This window comes from Pseudomonas sp. ok266, assembly GCF_900110195.1.
GTDB lineage: Bacteria > Pseudomonadota > Gammaproteobacteria > Pseudomonadales > Pseudomonadaceae > Aquipseudomonas > Aquipseudomonas neuropathica.
The window spans coordinates 38,691-54,124 of record NZ_FOCU01000002.1 but is presented as its reverse complement, the minus strand read 5'-3'; the positions used below and the strand labels follow the sequence as shown (position 1 = coordinate 54,124).

Here is a 15,434-nt window from a genome sequence, read left to right as displayed (position 1 = left end):
CAACGCACGACGGAACACATCATGGCCTCCGCCAACAAGCAGCAAAAACGCGCCACCCGGGCCAAAGCCAAGGCCAAACAGAACCGTACCAAACGCGCCGAAGCGCCGGTCGAGCTGGACCCGAACGATGATCGCATCGACTTCGAATCGGTGGACCTGACCGAGCTGTTCAAGAAAATGATCGACGCCGAGAAGATCAGCCAGCAAGCGCTGTGCACCGCGTTCCTCGAAGACCCGCTGCTGGAATTGGTCTACGAGCAGGAAGGCGAAGAAGGCGCGATGGATTTCATCCTCGCCGCGCTGATCGAGTATCGCCAGTGGTCGCAGGAAACCGACGAGGCCGGCGCGCTGGCGTGGATCGAATCCCCGGCCTTCCAGGCCGACTATGTGGCGGCGTCCGACGCGATCGCCGCGCAAACCCAACAGAAGAACTGAGTTCCCATGGCATCCCTGAACAAGCAACAGAAACGCGCCAAACGCGCCAAGGCCAAAGCCAAGCAAATCCGTATGGTCGGCCGCAAGCCGCTGGAACAGGACGAAGACCTCGACCACCTCGCCGAGCCGATCCCGGAATACACCCTGGCGATGTTCAGCAAAATGCGCGACGCCGAAGCCGTCAGCCGCAACGAAATGCTGCTGACCCTGCTGCGCGAACTGGCGTTCGTCATCGTTGACCATCCAGAGCTGCTGGACATGGAAAACGCCGACAACGAAGGCATGGCCGCCACCCACCTGGCCGCCGACATGCTGATCGACTACCGCATGTGGTCCGAAGGCGTAACGATCGAAGAAGCCCAGGCCTGGCTGAGCGAACCGCAGTTCATCACCGATTTCGGGGTTGCGCTGGATGCTTATGGCAAGTCGGTTGAAGACACCGAACCCAAGGCCGAGTAATTTTTTCCGCTTCACGTCCACGCACGATCAGGAAAAGGAAGTCAGATGAAGACAGCAGACTCACGCGAGGACGGGCAAATCCCGAAAGCAGAAGACTCAGCAGCGAACCTCGAGAGCGACCCTGTTAAATCTCTCAAACAACCAACTTGGGATGAATGGTTCGACGGAGAGAAATGCAGCTCAGACTTCATGCTCTCGCGAGAACAAAGCTGATCCGGATCTGAAGCGCAGAATATTTCGAAACCGTTAGCAGAAACAAAAACGGCCGCTAGTCATCACTGACAGCGGCCGTTTTGCGTTACGCGTAACGGATCAGTTCAACACCACCGCGCCACGTTTTTCCAGCTTGCGACGGCGTGCCACCAACAGACCGGCAGCCACCACCATCAGACTCAGCAAGCCAGTCGCGAGGATCTCCACGCGATGCGCTTCCTGGAACAGCATGATGGTCAGGGCTGCGACGATGAAGATGATCACCGCGTAGGTCAGGCCCGGGAACAGCCACATGCTGAAGACGATTTTCTCGCCGCGCGCCATGCGTTGTTTACGCATACGCAGTTGCGAGAAAGCGATCACCAGGTACACCAGCAGTGCGATCGCACCGGAGCTGGCCAGCAGGAATTCGAACACCGCCGCCGGGGCCACGTAGTTGGCGAAGGTGCACAGGAACGCAGCGCCGGTGGACAGCATGACCGCCCAGTAAGGTGTGCCGCTTTTGTTGGTGCGTGTCGCCATGGCCGGCGCATCGCCACGCTTGCCGAGGGAGAAGAGCATGCGCGACGAGGTGTACAGCGCCGAGTTCAGGCAGCTGGTCACCGCGACCAGTACCACGATGTCGACGATCATCTTGGCGTTCGGGATGCCCATGCGCTCAAGCACAGTCTGGTAGGAACCGAGATTGGCCAGCGTAGGATCGTTCCACGGCACCAAGGCCACAACGATGAAGATCGACACGAGATAGAACAGGCCGATCCGCCAGATCACCGAGTTGGTGGCCTTGGAGATTTGCTTGCCCGGGTTCTTCGATTCCGCGGCCGCGATGGTGACGATCTCGGTACCCATGAAGGAGAACATGGTGGTCAGGATCGCACCCAGTACCGCGCCCATGCCGTTGGGCAGGAAGCCGCCGCTGTCGAACAGGTGCGAAACGCCGCTGACCTGGCTGTTCGGCAGAAAGCCGAAGATCGCCGCAAGGCCGAGGATGATGAAGCCGATGATTGCCAGCACTTTGATCAGCGCGAACCAGAATTCGAACTCGCCGTAATTCTTTACGCTGAACAGGTTGGTGACGGTCAACAACAAGGTGATGACCAGCGCGAATGCCCAGATGCCGACATCAGGGAACCACGCATGGAGAATGGTTGCGGCGGCGTTGGCTTCCAGTGGAATCACCAAGACCCAGAACCACCAGTACAGCCAGCCGATGGTGAAACCGGCCCAGTGCCCGATGGCACGGTCGGCGTACGTCGAGAAGGAGCCCGTGTCCGGCGAGGCAACGGCCATTTCGCCGAGCATGCGCATCACTAAAACCACCAGGGTACCGGCGGCGGCGTAGGCCAGCAGCACGGCAGGGCCGGCGGCTGCGATGGCGTGGCCGGAGCCAACGAACAGACCGGCGCCGATTACACCGGCGATCGACAACATGGTCACATGACGCGGTTTGAGCCCCTGTTCGAGGCCATTGGAGCTTGGGGTACTGCTCATCGAAACTACCTTTGCGAGGAAAGCGATTGCGTCCGGCCCGTCTGGCATTTTCTTTCTCGTAAAAAGAAACCAACGGGGCGTTCCGTATTCTGCACGCAATAAATGCGCCAAAATGTTTCAAACTCTTCAGGGCTGCGGTTTTGCGCGAGACCGGACAGTCATCGCAAGTCCTTGGATTTAATGGCAATCCGCCAGAGCGTTACCCTGCGACTCACTTTTCAAACGAAACAGCGCACCAGAAACACACCGAAAAAGTGTGGGATGCACAATAAAAGGGCGATTCAGGAACGTTCGGCCGGATAGCGCTTCCAACACCCCGACAAAGCTGGCAACATCGCGCCTTTTTTTACGCGACACCCACGGGTTTGCACGATCAAACACCCGTTCGGTTGTTGATGGGGCGACAGTCTGCTGTGCCGATGCGACAACCTGCCACATGCCACCCGTTAACCGCTCGTAGCGCTGTTGGCTGCCATTGAAACGCTATGCTAGCTTGGCCGCCTCGCCAGGAAGGCCATCCAACAGCTGGAGCGCAACATATATGAGGAACGCACATGGCTGAGGCCACGCCCGCGCTTGAAATCCGCAACTTGCACAAACGCTACGGACAGCTTGAGGTACTCAAAGGTATCTCGCTGACCGCCCGCGACGGCGATGTGATCTCGATCCTCGGTTCCTCCGGTTCCGGCAAGTCCACGTTCCTCCGTTGCATCAACCTGCTGGAAAATCCACATCAGGGCCAGATTCTGGTGGCCGGCGAAGAACTCAAGCTCAAATCCGCCAAAAATGGCGAACTGATTGCCGCCGACGGCAAACAGATCAACCGCCTGCGTTCCGAGATTGGTTTTGTGTTTCAAAACTTTAATCTGTGGCCGCACATGAGCATCCTCGACAACATCATCGAGGCACCGCGTCGCGTGCTCGGCCAGAGCAAGGCCGAAGCCATCGAAGTCGCCGAAGCGCTGCTGGCCAAGGTCGGCATCGCCGACAAGCGCCATGCCTACCCGGCGCAACTGTCCGGTGGCCAGCAACAACGCGCGGCGATTGCCCGCACGCTGGCGATGCAACCGAAGGTGATCCTGTTCGATGAACCCACCTCGGCGCTTGACCCGGAAATGGTTCAGGAAGTACTTAGTGTCATCCGCGCATTGGCCGAAGAAGGCCGTACCATGCTGCTCGTGACCCACGAAATGGGTTTCGCCCGTCAGGTCTCCAGCGAAGTGGTGTTCCTTCATCAGGGCCTTATAGAAGAGCAAGGATCGCCTCAGCAGGTGTTCGAAAACCCGCTTTCGGCGCGCTGCAAACAATTCATGTCCAGCAACCGCTAACGGAGCAACATGCATGCAGAATTTTAAAAAGGTCTTCCTGGCCGCCGCCGTCACCCTCGCGTTCAGCGCCGGTGCCATGGCCGAAACACTGAAGATGGGCATCGAAGCGGCTTACCCGCCGTTCAACAACAAAGACGCCAGCGGCAACGTGGTCGGCTTCGACAAAGACATCGGCGACGCCCTGTGCGCGAAGATGAAAGTCGAGTGCACCGTGGTCACTTCCGACTGGGACGGCATCATCCCGGCCCTGAACGCGAAGAAGTTCGACTTCCTGATCTCCTCGCTGTCGATCACCGACGAGCGCAAGGGCGCGGTCGACTTCACCGACCCGTACTACTCGAACAAACTGCAGTTCATTGCACCGAAAAACGTCGACTTCAAAACCGACAAGGACTCGCTGAAGGGCAAGTCCATCGGTACCCAGCGTGCCACGCTGGCCGGCACCTGGCTGGAAGACAACTACGGCAGCGATCTCAACGTCAAACTCTATGACACCCAGGAAAACGCCTACCTCGACCTGACGTCCGGTCGTGTCGACGCGATCCTCGCCGACAAGTACGCCAACTACGACTGGCTGAAAAGCGACGCGGGCAAGAACTACGAGTTCAAGGGCGACCCGGTTCTAGAAAGCGACAAGATCGGCATCGCCGTGCGTAAAGGCGATCCCCTGCGTGAGAAGTTGAACGCTGCCCTGAAGGAAATCGTCGCCGACGGTACCTACAAGAAGATCAACGACAAGTACTTCCCGTTCAGCATCTATTGATCCTGACCTGTGGGACTGGCGCCGTGATTCGACGGCGCCGGCTCCCGACTTTGCCTGCCGCAATTTGAACAGAAACCCATGATTATCGACCTCTACGGATTCGGCCCGGCCCTCGCTGCCGGCGCGCTGATGACCGTCCAACTGGCTCTCACCGCCCTGTGCCTGGGGCTGGTGCTCGGTCTGCTCGGCGCCTTGGCCAAGACTTCCCCGTACAAGCCGCTGCAATGGCTTGGCGGCACTTATTCCACGTTGGTGCGTGGCGTCCCGGAATTGCTCTGGGTGCTGTTGATCTACTTCGGTACGGTCAACCTGATGCGCGCCCTCGGTGAGTTCTTCGGCAACCCCGACCTGCAACTCAACGCCTTCGCCGCCGGTGTGATCGCACTCGGACTGTGCTTCGGCGCCTACGCCACGGAAGTGTTCCGTGGTGCGATCCTCGCCATTCCCAAAGGCCACCGTGAGGCCGGCCAGGCCCTGGGTCTATCGAAATGGCGGATCTTCACCCGGTTGATCATGCCGCAGATGTGGCGCATCGCCCTGCCCGGCCTGGGCAATCTGTTCATGATACTGATGAAAGACACCGCACTGGTCTCGGTGATCGGCCTGGAAGAAATCATGCGTCACGCGCAAATCGGCGTGACCGTGTCGAAACAACCGTTCACCTTCTATATGGTCGCCGCGATCATGTACCTGGGCCTGACCGTGCTGGCGATGACCGGCATGCACTTCCTGGAAAAACGCGCCGCTCGCGGCTTTGCGAGGAGCGCTTAATGAACTGGGAAGTCATCATCAAGTGGCTGCCGAAACTGGCGCAGGGCGCGACCCTGACCCTGGAACTGGTAGCCATCGCCGTGATTGCCGGTCTGCTGCTGGCGATTCCGCTGGGCATCGCCCGCTCTTCGAAGCTGTGGTACGTGCGCTCGCTGCCTTACGCTTACATCTTCTTTTTCCGTGGCACGCCGTTGCTGGTCCAGCTGTTCCTGGTTTATTACGGCTTGGCGCAGTTCGATGCGGTGCGTGAAAGCGCGTTGTGGCCGTACCTGCGCGATCCGTTCTGGTGCGCCACGGTGACCATGACCCTGCACACGGCGGCGTACATCGCCGAGATCCTGCGCGGGGCGATTCAGGCGATTCCGCCGGGTGAGATCGAAGCGGCGCGAGCGTTGGGCATGTCCAAGCCCAAGGCGATGTTCTACATCATCCTGCCGCGTGCCGCGCGCATCGGCCTGCCGGCCTACAGCAACGAAGTGATCCTGATGCTCAAGGCCAGTGCGCTGGCCAGTACCGTGACTCTGCTGGAACTGACCGGCATGGCGCGCACGATTATTGCCCGCACCTACTTGCCGGTGGAGATCTTCTTCGCGGCAGGCGTGTTCTATCTGCTGATGGCTTACGTTCTCGTACGCGGCTTCAAGCTGCTGGAGCGCTGGCTGCGCGTCGATGCCTGCCAAGGGCGCTGATACTTCCCTCGTGCTGACGGGCGAGGACTTACTCGCCCGCTTCACGGCGCTGGATGCTTTTTTGATTGAGCATCAGGCGCTGTGGAAACCTCGACCGTTCACTCATCTTTCGCTTGCCTGGGAAGCGTCCTACCCGGAGTTGGCCTTGTGGCTACGCGGGCGCTCGCTGGAAGACGCGGAAAGTGCTCACAACCAACCCGCTGATCTTGTCGATGCGCCGGAACCGTTCGCTTCATTGGCGGCGTTGTCGGCCGAGCTGAGTGCTGTTGGTGAGTTGCCGGGGCATGCACTGGAAGCTGCGGGGCATCGACTGAATGTCGATGTGCCGGGACGCAAGTGGCAGCAGATCGAGGCATTTGCCAGCCGTTTGGCTTTTGCCTCACAACCGACGCACTGGCTGGACTGGTGTTCGGGCAAGGGGCATTTGGGGCGACGCTTGTTGCGCGCGGGGCAGCAACTGACTTGCGTTGAATACGATCCTTTATTGGTCGCGAGCGGTCAGGCGTTAAGTCAGCGTCATCACTTGCACGCTTTGCATATGGAGCAAGACGTACTGGCGACTGATGCCTCTGCTGTATTGAGCGCGGCTCACACGCCCGTCGCCCTGCATGCGTGTGGTGATCTGCATGTGTGCTTGATGCAACTGGCCAGTGCAGCCGGTTGCCAACGAATGGCGATCGCGCCCTGCTGCTACAACCGCATCAGAAGTAGCGAATATCAGGCATTGTCCTGCGCAGGATCGGCATCGCTCCTACAGCTCTCGCTGGAAGATCTGGCGCTGCCGATGAGCGAAACTGTCACCGCTGGTGCACGCATCCGACGTCAGCGCGACACCTCAATGTCCCGCCGCCTCGCCTTCGACCTGTTGCAACGACAAGTGCGCGGTGTTGACGAATACCTGCCAACGCCCTCCCTGCCCAGCGCTTGGCTGGAAAAACCGTTCGCCGATTACTGTCGCGATCTGGCTGCGCTCAAAGAGTTATCCACAATCGGTTCGCCAGATTGGTCCGCACTCGAAGCAGCCGGTTGGCAGCGATTGACCGAAGTTCGCAACCTCGAATTGCTTCGCGGGCTGTTCCGACGGCCATTGGAGCTTTGGCTGAATTTGGATCGGGCGCTTTTCCTTGAAGAAAAGGGCTACACCGTCCGCCTAGGCGCCTTCTGCGACACCCCGCTGACTCCGCGTAATTTGCTGCTACTGGCCGAACGCGTTTAAAACATCACAGCCTGTGGATAACTCTGTTGATGGTTTTCCCATGGATCCAATATCTGCGCCTGTTTCGCTGCGTTAACAGCACTGGTCATTTTTTGTTCACATGAATAAAAAACCTGTAAAACAGGGATTTGCGAACAAAATGAGAATGGGTTCACAAAACCTCGCCTAAGCCAGTCCTCGCGCCTCTCAGTTGTGCATAAGCTGCCAATCAAAACGACATAACCGCCGGATAATCGGCTCGCCGAGTGAATAATTGCAGCCTCGCGAAAGCCGAAACTCCACTGCCTGCCCTGCAAAACAGCCCTATCGTGCGTAAGGCGCGAATGCTGTGTTACGCATTGCGCAGGGCTTAATTTGCTGCGATGCAAAAATAGTCTGAATTCAGGGGTTTACAGGATCTTCCCAATCGCTATAATCGTCGCCCACAACGCCGGTATAGCTCAGTTGGTAGAGCAACTGACTTGTAATCAGTAGGTCCCGGGTTCGACTCCTGGTGCCGGCACCATACAAAACGAAGCCCCTGCAGAAATGCAGGGGCTTTGTTGTTTCTGGCGTTTAGAACTCCGTAGAAGCTTCCGCATCGCTGAGATGCGATCAGCGACGCCACTCAATCAACAGACCAACTCAGCCCGCGCGCCTCGACCCGTTACAATTTCACATCAGCCCAACATTGACGGGCTCTTACACCTACCTATAATGCACCCCAACACACCCGCCAAGCCTAGGTTGACCCTGTCAGCAAGCTCAAATCGTGCGGGTTTTTTTTGCCTGGAGAAAACTACATGAGGCCCTTCGACAAGCCGGCCCTCAGCGTAGAACAGCAATTGGAACTGCTAAAGCAACGAGGCCTGCAAGTCGCAAACGACGAGCGCGCCATGCGTTTCCTGGAAGTGGTCACGCTGTTTCGCTTGAGCCCCTATATGCGCCCTTTTCAGGAAACAAACCCTGAACACACCTTCAAACCTGGTAGCACTCTGAAAGCAGTCGTCGACATCTACCGTTTCGATGGTTCGTTGCGACGCATTACCATGGATGCTATCGAACGTGTCGAAGTCGCCATACGAGCGACTATCAGCAATCACATGTGCCCGAAGTACGGGCCTGATTGGATAGCTGATGCGTCAATCTTCTCCTCGTCATATTCACATTCGGATTTATTGCGGCCCCTGCGAGATCAACTGAGCAAGGAACGCAACAAACTTGGACGTGAGATTGATCGTATAAAAAAGAGCAGCCGAGCAGATCAGATCCAGCAGCAGCGAATTGAAAATCGCACGCGCGATAACTATTTTCGATTCTACGGATCAACATATTCCAATCCCGAGTTGCCGCCCGCTTGGGCTGTTCTGGAAGAGCTTAGCCTTGGGACGGTATCCACCCTGTTCAATGCCATAGGCAAAAGCGTCGACAAAAAAGCGATCGCGAGCAGATTCAATCTCCCCTTCGAAGTACTGGCCTCCTGGCTCCACACTTTGACCTTCATTCGAAACTGCTGCGCCCACCACGCACGACTATGGAACAGAGAGCTCTCGATTCGACCATCCTTACCTAAAGAATGGGTCATCCAAAATGCACCTGGCGATCGGCCTCAGCCCAAGCAGCGGCTATTCATAGTACTAACGATGCTAGCGTATCTAACCGATTTGATCAGTCCAGACAGCCATTGGAAATTTCACTTGGCCGAAATGATGGACGAAAGAGAGCCGCGTTATTTGAGACTTATGGGATTTCCAGATGACTGGAAACGGCAACCGCAGTGGTGTTTGGGGTAGGGAAGACATACGTCTTGTTTTTTTGCCATTGCGTCTGGAGAAATGTCAGGAGCGAACGCAGGCCTAAAGCAAAATGTGGTGCCTAAACCACAGATTGCCAAGCGTGGATCCGTTCGTCCTGTACCGCACCATACAAAACAAAGTCCCTGCAGAAATGCAGGGGCTTTGTTGTTTCTGGGCGTCTATATCTTTAACCGCGTTTCACCTTCAGTAGAAATAGAGTCTCTCCTCCGCACACGTCGATCTAATTGCCAGACGCCCTTCTCCCAAAAAGCACAGCTTCTGACCAAAACGCTCAAATTTCCGCTTTTATGCCAAATTATGAACTGGCAAAAATTATGGCGAGCCCATAAAAAAGTGTAATTGCATGAGCAGCGTTTCTCAGCGCCCTGAACCGCCTGACTCAATGGCAACCCGGTTTCCCAGTCCAAGAGTGCTTGATGCCTCGACGCTTGGTTTCTCCGCCGCAGAGAACGGCATCGGCGTTACGCGCGCGGCTTCACCGGCCTTCATCTGACGTACAGACTCCAGTAAATCCTGCTGGAATTGCTCCAGTTCATCGACCATCTCTGATCTCCTCGTTTTGTTGCTTAGAAAAGGCTAAGGACAAGTCATGACCGACAAAACGCACGGCGCGAAATCCTGAGAAATCTGCAGTAACGAGAATCCAAGCAAAGCCACTACTGGCCACAATTGCGCGCCTGCTACCTCCCAAGCTACCGTCAAACCCGTCGCTGCCAATTCAGCGACCGGGCCTGAGAACCCGGGTAAGATGCAGGCGCACCAGCGCCCCAACTCACGTTTGCCGGCGCATTTTTTGTGTCAGCATTACTGTGCAATGGCGGCTGTGCGTGGGAGACCTTCGGGTCTGCCGGGTTCCTGTATCTCCGGTTTCTCAGCCTGCGCATAGCTGCCACCTTTTCGCCTGAGAACGAAATGGCAGCTCTCATTTGATACAGGGAGTTAACAAATGAAAGGCATTGATCCGTCAGCACACCGGTCACTTCAAGTCCGTCCATCTCGAACGGCAGGTGAAGCGAAATGACCAACTCTCAAGATCTGAAAACCCTCGGCCTCACCCACTTTTCCTTCCACTCCAATCAAGCGATGTTCCGCAACAACCGTGGTGTACCGGTAATCGCCGCCCTTTCCCACGCCTCGCACTTGCTTCACATTTCACGACTGCTCACTGCGGACACCTCAGTCTCTCGCGACCCTGACCTTCACGCTTATGCCTCGCAGTATCTGCAGGAGTTAAGCAAGGCGTTGATCGATGATGTCGTGAAAGTGATGGATGCGCCGCCGGACAAGCCGTTGATGTAAACGCCGGTTTAAGGCCCTCGTTGATGCGAGGGCTTTTGCGTTTCAGACCTGACTGATCTCAAACACAAACGAAATCTTCTGCTGACTCGCACTCCACACATAGCGCAAATGCTTACCCTGCTTCGGGATCGACACTGCCGGTGGTCGAAACGCCGCGATGCATTCATGGCCCGGCAGGCGAACGCTGTTGTAAAGCAGCCCCCACGACTCGGTTTCGCGCAGTTGCCGGGCGAATTGCTGAGACGGCCCGTAAGCCTCCGGATCCGGATTGTGCAGTTCGGGGTGATTGTGGCGGATATCGTGCAGCGGTTTAACCACCCGATTAACGTAAGTCCGCATGGTCAATTCAAGGTCCGCTTCTTGGGTCGCCGCAAGAAATCGTTCCTGGTGATAACAGGTCTCGGCGATGGCAGCAGCCTGACTGCTCGCAGCGTAGTAAACGCCGAAGGTGCCGTCGCAGAAACGACTGCGTTTGCCGATGTGGGTAAACGCAGCCATCACCGGAGTCGAGCCGGGGCCGGAGAGTCGATCTTCGAGTCGCACGCGGGCGAGTACGCCGGCCTGTTCGATCAGGCGATCGTTGGTTAGCGCTTCAATCGCGTAGGCAACTTCCAGGTCTTCGGGATCGAGCACGTCTTCGAACAACGCAATCGGCGGGAAGCTGCTGTTGACGATCCGATAGGCTCGCGTCCACGCCACATCAACCAAATCGGGCGCCTTCAACCGCGCACCCCATCGAGGTAGCGGCGAACATCGGCGATGTCGACCACGCGTCCGGCGAGCATGTAATCCAGCGCCGTTAGCCCATTGAACGGCGCCGCCGTGTTCGGACTACTGACCCATGTGTACGCGCGCTCACGGCTGTTGCTGAAGATGATGCTCAACGCCTTGTGAATGCCCATCAGGTAGGAGATGCGCTCAAGGGTGTCGTTAGGCAGACGTATGTTCGGCAGGTGTTTGTATTTATAGAACGTGGTGTTGCCAACGCCGCCGAGTAGTGTGCGTTGCTGCTCGGCGCTGCAGCCCCAGCGCTCCATGAGGTTGAAGAAGAACTTCAGCGCGACGCGGCCGGCTTCGGGGGCGTCTAGTTGTTCGCGTGGGGTGAGGGCTGGGGATGAGGTAGTCATTGAGCCTCTCCAGATTTGTCTTGCTTTGATACTAGTACATATACGAATAAATCGATAAAAAAGCTCCGTAAGCGTATTACTGGTTACCACATTCCCCATTGATTGGGATTCGGATATGACCGGATTTGAGCATTTCGTCGACCGAATCGAACCGCTGCCGAATAGTTCGTGCTTCCAACATGGCTTGGGCAGTCTTGTCCGTAGGAATTCGTGCAATGGACGGCTGCTCTTGGATTTCAATAACGTCGTGAAGCCTGTTGCCAACTTGGCACTCCATATCGGCCGCTTCTTGTGATGCAATCACTTCGCTTACCTCACTCAGAACTGTAGCCACAGAGACTCGATGTCTCGACGCTGCCACTTCATCTGCTTTAACAAGTCGCCGCTATCAGCTCGGTCGCAAGTTCGCCTAGGATGCATCCACGTATTTCGCAGGCCAAAACCACTAACGTTGTCAGCCATTTCCCCGTGAAAAATCACCCCCACGCACCAAAACCACGCACTTTTTTTGACCCCCATCACCCGCACGTCACCAAAAACCCCGATCCTGTGTCAGCCTCCAGCCATCGGCGAGGACATCAATTCGCTACTAAACCCGCGACAACTATGCTCAGGTACAGGAATATAGCCAGCATATGGCGCCTGACCGGCAGTCTCGTAAACAACAATACCCAGCCCACTTTAGAGGGCATTACCCATGGATAGCAGAACCTTACGCAACCTCATGCGCATCGTGCAGACCGGCTCGTTGTCGGCCGCAGCCGAGCATTCGTGCCTGACTGTGCAGGCCTTGGCCGCGCAGTTGAACAAGGTCGAAGAGCAGTTCGGTTTCCGCTTGTTTCGACGTTCCAACAAAGGCCTGACGCTGACGCCGCAAGGCACTGAGCTGACGCCTTATATGGACAAAGTGCTGATTGCCACGCGACAGATGGAAGAGAAGGTCGAGGCGCTGAAGGTGCCCGGCCAGCGCACGTTGAAGGTGGCGTTGAACAACACTTTGGCGGCTGACTTCAACCGCCGAATGATCGGACGCCTGATCGAGGTGTTTCCCGATTATCAGATGGAATTCAGCTACGCCGAGTCGATGGAAAATCTCAGCAAGCTGAAGAACGAAGACTTCGACCTTGCGGTACTGATCGGCCCGCAGCGGCCGGGCTTGCCGAGTATCGTCCTGCCGGATGTACAGGTGCAGGTCGTTGGCGCCCATTGTGGTCAGGAGAATGATCCCCTGACCTTGCTGGGCAACAAGTTTCAGGTACGTCCTGCGGAAGATTGTCCGTATTCCCACAGCTTTTTGCGTTTTCTCGACGCGGGGCTGGGCAATCACGAGAACGGCCAGCGCATGGTCTATTCATGCAGTGAAACGTTAACGCTGTCGTTGATCACGCAGATGGACGCGGTGGGCATGGTCTCGCGTGAAGCTGCGCAGAAGAACGGCCTGACGATTTTCCCCGGGTTCGAGGATTTTCTCGAAGTGCGTCTGGCGGTGAACAATCCGGAGTTGTCGAACCAGGCACTCAACGATGTCGTCGACTTGCCGCTACATGAACGAGCCGAGCGCAATGTACGCAGCCGTCCCAACCGCCACACTGAGAAAGAGGTTTTTGCTGAAATACGCACATAACAACGTCGGAATTGCGGCATAGAATTCCGGGCGATCGAGCTGTATGTGCTGATCCTTGATCAACAAGGGTGTCAGGCTGATCGCAGCGACGATCGCCACCGGCAAGTATTCCAGCGCCCGCGCAATAAACGGCGGCCAGTGCTCGGTGTTGACTTGCAGTGGCAGCGCGCGTGGCAGGAAAGTCACGGCCATCATCAGCGCGACCACCAGAATCAGGAACGTTTGGTCAGGCATACACCCACTCCGCAGCCCACAAACGTGGCGATAAACACATTGAACGGCGAACTGCCGACCAGGCTCAGCGCGCCCATGCAGGCCACGGCAGCCGAAGCAGCGATGAGTTTGTTGCGCGTGTTGCACAGCGACACCAGCACGTAGAGCATCATCGCGGTCAGGGCGTAGTCGAGCTGATATTTGATCAGGTGCGCCGCGTACTGCGCACAAACGGCGCCAAGCAAACCGCCGAGCACCCACGAGGTGTGGCAGAACAGGTTGAAGCCAATCAGATAACGCACATTGACCGGCGCACCGGTGCCGAGTTTAACGCTGTGGAAAGCGAAGGATTCGTCCGTCAGGCCACCGGCATAAGCCCAGCGCTCCATGCGGCTCAAGCCGAGTGCGCGCAGAGCCTTGGCCATGTAAACCGACATCAACATGTGCCGCGCGTTGATCAGGAAAGTGGTCAGTACGATAGTCGTCAGCGAGGCGCCGCTGGAGATCAGCGCCAGTGCGGCGAATTGCGAAGCGCCGGCATATACGAACAAACACATCGCCACTGGCAGCCACATCGGCAACCCGGCGTTGACGGCCATCAACCCGAACACGAATGACACCGTGAAGTAGCCAGCGACTACCGGGCTGGCTTCGGCAAACGTGCGCGACGGCTGATGGGTAGCCATCAGCGGCGCACTGCCGGACGTTTCATTCATAGATCCCTCTCAAATGTCCGCTCGCCGTGGGGTTCGCAAAAACCCTGGGCAGTCCAGAATCGCTTGCCCGCGAGGTTAGCATCGTCGACGAACAGAAACATCCGTAACACGCCGACCCGTTTCATATCGGACGACGCCGCTTCAACCAGTCGTTGACCGACGCCCTGGCTGCGATAGCGCGGGCTGACCGCCAGATGATTAATCGTGCCGCGACTGCCGAGCATGCCACCGAGTACCGCGCCGACGATCTCGCCCGCCACGTCAAAGGCGAGATAGGCCGTGGTGGTTTTCTGGATCAGCACGCCGCGCAGGCACTTGGCGTCCTGCCACTCGCAGAAGGACACTTCGTCGAACTGGCGGAAGAAGCGCTCCATGCGCTGCGCATCCTTGGCCGTGGCGCGTCGCAGCACCACCGGCGTCGAGCACTCGACGCCGTCGATTGGGGTGATCTGATTAGCGAACAATGTCGAAAGCGGTCCCGGGCCGCGAGAAGGAGATCGCCAGAATCTGCCGGTATGCCATTGCATGGGTGTGCGTGTTGCGCGCCGGAGTCACGTAGTGGCGCATGTCACGATCGAGGAAGTAGGTGGTGTCGAGAATTTCCTGGTAAGTGGTCGACGCCAGTTGATGCTCGTGGATGTCGTACAGACGACTCTCCGCGCCCTCGACATTATTGCGACCCCAGAAGTGCACACCGCTGAACGGATAGCCGTCGCAGTGAATGCCTTCGGGGGTGATTTCCAGTTGCTTGCCGGGTTTGATTTCGATGCGGATCTGATGGATCTGGCACTGCCAGATTTCATCGTGCAGCTCTTCCGGCAGTACGCTTTTGTACACTTCGAAATCGGTGTCGATAAGGCTGCGCATCACCGGTGAAGTAATTACTTCATCGGAGAAGTCCTGAAAGTGTCGTACCAGGCCGCCAACATAGGCGTTGTTCTCTTTCGACTGCACGTAGGCGCGATGCTCGAGTTGCTTGAGCTCGCGGGTTTTCGGGTTGTACTCAAAGTCGCTGTAACGACGGTAACGCATGCCGGCTTCGGCCTGACCGTAGTAGCTGTCAGGCTCCATGTTTTCCCAACTTTTGGTCAGTCTGACGAAGTCGGCAAAATGACCGTAGAGATTGAAGTCACCACCCTGGACGTTGACATATTTGTCGCGCCGTAGCGATTCGCCCACTTCTCTGTTCAAAACGATCATTACCAAATTCTCCGCTGCGTTGAGCGGCCTAATCTATTAGGTGGAGAATTTGCGTCCATGAGAAAGAATTTCAGGCATTTAAAGCACTGTTTGA

17 protein-coding genes, 1 tRNA gene and 1 pseudogene are annotated in these 15,434 nt (G+C 57.0%); 11 read left to right on the top strand and 8 right to left on the bottom strand.

Features of this window, described 5'->3' with window-relative positions; translation table 11 throughout:
* Positions 1-21: 21 nt before the first annotated feature.
* Positions 22-435, top strand: coding sequence for a hypothetical protein (locus BMY54_RS03845; RefSeq protein WP_008080543.1), 414 nt, complete (start codon positions 22-24; stop codon positions 433-435).
* A gap of 6 nt (positions 436-441) precedes the next feature.
* Positions 442-894, top strand: coding sequence for a hypothetical protein (locus tag BMY54_RS03840; protein WP_093430018.1), 453 nt, complete (start codon positions 442-444; stop codon positions 892-894).
* 312 nt (positions 895-1,206) lie between these two features.
* Here BMY54_RS03840 and gabP read toward each other — a convergent pair whose 3' ends face one another.
* Complete coding sequence (gene gabP / locus BMY54_RS03835; RefSeq protein WP_093430017.1) at positions 1,207-2,598, bottom strand: GABA permease; 1,392 nt, start codon at positions 2,596-2,598, stop codon at positions 1,207-1,209.
* A 554-nt stretch (positions 2,599-3,152) separates the two neighbouring features.
* Between gabP and BMY54_RS03830 the strand changes: the two genes are divergently transcribed.
* The 7 genes from BMY54_RS03830 (at position 3,153) to BMY54_RS03800 (ending at position 9,137) form a co-directional block, all read left to right on the top strand.
* Positions 3,153-3,926, top strand: coding sequence for an ABC transporter ATP-binding protein (locus tag BMY54_RS03830; RefSeq protein ID WP_093430016.1), 774 nt, complete (start codon positions 3,153-3,155; stop codon positions 3,924-3,926).
* A gap of 13 nt (positions 3,927-3,939) precedes the next feature.
* Positions 3,940-4,689: an ABC transporter substrate-binding protein gene (locus BMY54_RS03825; RefSeq protein WP_093430015.1), complete on the top strand. Its 750-nt coding sequence runs from the start codon at positions 3,940-3,942 to the stop codon at positions 4,687-4,689.
* 78 nt (positions 4,690-4,767) lie between these two features.
* A complete protein-coding gene (locus BMY54_RS03820; protein ID WP_007909165.1) occupies positions 4,768-5,460 on the top strand; it encodes an ABC transporter permease in 693 nt (230 codons plus the stop codon).
* Complete coding sequence (locus BMY54_RS03815) at positions 5,460-6,149, top strand: ABC transporter permease (protein WP_007909164.1); 690 nt, start codon at positions 5,460-5,462, stop codon at positions 6,147-6,149. Before BMY54_RS03820 ends, BMY54_RS03815 begins: the two co-directional genes overlap by 1 nt.
* Positions 6,130-7,365, top strand: a complete 1,236-nt coding sequence (locus BMY54_RS03810; RefSeq protein ID WP_093430014.1) for a methyltransferase — start codon at positions 6,130-6,132, stop codon at positions 7,363-7,365. The genes BMY54_RS03815 and BMY54_RS03810 overlap by 20 nt, the downstream gene beginning before the upstream one ends.
* Positions 7,366-7,794: 429 nt before the next feature.
* Positions 7,795-7,870: transfer RNA gene (locus BMY54_RS03805), tRNA-Thr, on the top strand.
* 277 nt (positions 7,871-8,147) lie between these two features.
* Positions 8,148-9,137 carry an Abi family protein gene (locus BMY54_RS03800; protein ID WP_093430013.1) on the top strand — a complete coding sequence of 330 codons (990 nt, stop codon included), beginning with the start codon at positions 8,148-8,150 and terminating at the stop codon, positions 9,135-9,137.
* Between the two features lie 423 nt (positions 9,138-9,560).
* Here BMY54_RS03800 and BMY54_RS03795 read toward each other — a convergent pair.
* Positions 9,561-9,704, bottom strand: a pseudogene (locus BMY54_RS03795) (transcriptional regulator); the annotation flags it as partial.
* 474 nt (positions 9,705-10,178) lie between these two features.
* Between BMY54_RS03795 and BMY54_RS03790 the strand changes: the two are divergent.
* Positions 10,179-10,460, top strand: coding sequence for a DUF3077 domain-containing protein (locus BMY54_RS03790; protein WP_093430012.1), 282 nt, complete (start codon positions 10,179-10,181; stop codon positions 10,458-10,460).
* Between the two features lie 42 nt (positions 10,461-10,502).
* On the opposite strand, the gene BMY54_RS03785 is transcribed toward BMY54_RS03790, so the two are convergent.
* Both BMY54_RS03785 and BMY54_RS03780 read right to left on the bottom strand, forming a co-directional pair.
* Positions 10,503-11,168: an RES family NAD+ phosphorylase gene (locus BMY54_RS03785; RefSeq protein WP_093430339.1), complete on the bottom strand. Its 666-nt coding sequence runs from the start codon at positions 11,166-11,168 to the stop codon at positions 10,503-10,505.
* 11 nt (positions 11,169-11,179) lie between these two features.
* Positions 11,180-11,587 carry an MbcA/ParS/Xre antitoxin family protein gene (locus tag BMY54_RS03780; protein ID WP_093430011.1) on the bottom strand — a complete coding sequence of 136 codons (408 nt, stop codon included), beginning with the start codon at positions 11,585-11,587 and terminating at the stop codon, positions 11,180-11,182.
* A gap of 697 nt (positions 11,588-12,284) precedes the next feature.
* Here BMY54_RS03780 and BMY54_RS03765 point away from each other — a divergent pair.
* Complete coding sequence (locus BMY54_RS03765; RefSeq protein ID WP_093430009.1) at positions 12,285-13,211, top strand: LysR family transcriptional regulator; 927 nt, start codon at positions 12,285-12,287, stop codon at positions 13,209-13,211.
* Here the strand turns inward: BMY54_RS03765 and BMY54_RS03760 are convergent.
* The 4 genes from BMY54_RS03760 to BMY54_RS03745 all read right to left on the bottom strand — a co-directional run bounded on the left by BMY54_RS03760 (position 13,128) and on the right by BMY54_RS03745 (position 15,340).
* Positions 13,128-13,445, bottom strand: coding sequence for an AzlD domain-containing protein (locus BMY54_RS03760; RefSeq protein ID WP_007909127.1), 318 nt, complete (start codon positions 13,443-13,445; stop codon positions 13,128-13,130). The genes BMY54_RS03765 and BMY54_RS03760 overlap by 84 nt on opposite strands.
* Positions 13,424-14,140 carry an AzlC family ABC transporter permease gene (locus tag BMY54_RS03755; protein WP_093430008.1) on the bottom strand — a complete coding sequence of 239 codons (717 nt, stop codon included), beginning with the start codon at positions 14,138-14,140 and terminating at the stop codon, positions 13,424-13,426. The genes BMY54_RS03760 and BMY54_RS03755 overlap by 22 nt, the downstream gene beginning before the upstream one ends.
* A complete protein-coding gene (locus BMY54_RS03750) occupies positions 14,137-14,514 on the bottom strand; it encodes a GNAT family N-acetyltransferase (protein WP_008080517.1) in 378 nt (125 codons plus the stop codon). Before BMY54_RS03750 ends, BMY54_RS03755 begins: the two co-directional genes overlap by 4 nt.
* Before the next feature lie 79 nt (positions 14,515-14,593).
* Complete coding sequence (locus BMY54_RS03745; protein WP_034151909.1) at positions 14,594-15,340, bottom strand: 2OG-Fe dioxygenase family protein; 747 nt, start codon at positions 15,338-15,340, stop codon at positions 14,594-14,596.
* Positions 15,341-15,434 lie beyond the last annotated feature (94 nt).